At 51.0% G+C, this 683-nt stretch carries 1 protein-coding gene; it reads right to left on the reverse strand.

The window, feature by feature from the left end:
• Window positions 1–683: indole-3-glycerol phosphate synthase TrpC (gene trpC / locus GRP75_RS28740; RefSeq protein ID WP_160791087.1), on the reverse strand; the 683-nt coding region annotated here is incomplete at both ends.

Below are 683 nucleotides of genomic sequence, written 5' to 3' on the forward strand. Positions count from 1 at the left end.
CATCTTCCTTGCGCATCAGATGCTCCCCCACCAGGATACCGTGTGCACCTACCGAATGCAGATACTTAACATCTTCCGGTCCCGCAATTCCGCTCTCACTGATGAACGTAATCCCTTTAGGAATTAGTGAGATCAGCTCCTCTGTCGTCTGGAGACGAGTCTCGAATGTCCGCAGATTTCGGTTATTTACACCAATCAAGGTTGCTGTCCCCAGCTCCAGCACCGCTTTAAGCTCCTCGCTGTCATGCACCTCTACCAATGCGTCCAGCCCGAGGTCCTTGGCGATCTGTAAAAAGGACCCTAATACACGCGGTTCCAGGATAGCGGCAATCAACAGCACCGCATCCGCTCCCAGCAGACGAGCTTCATATATTTGCTGTTCATCAATGATAAAATCCTTTCGCAGCAGCGGAATCTTCACCTGATCGCGAATTTGCTGTAAATATTCAGGGCTCCCCTGAAAATACGTCACATCTGTCAGTACAGAAATGCAATCCGCTCCTGCTCCCTCATATGCACGTGCAATGTCCACCGCATGGAAATCCGGTCGAATCAACCCTTTGGATGGGGAAGCCTTCTTCACCTCAGCAATCAGTCCGAGCGGACGGTTGCGTCCGCTCGCGATCGCATTTTCGAATCCTCTCGTCGCAGGTAAATCAGCAATTAATCGTTCAGCTTCACTT

This window comes from Paenibacillus sp. OT2-17, from assembly GCF_009827695.1.
Classification (GTDB): domain Bacteria; phylum Bacillota; class Bacilli; order Paenibacillales; family Paenibacillaceae; genus Paenibacillus; species Paenibacillus polymyxa_B.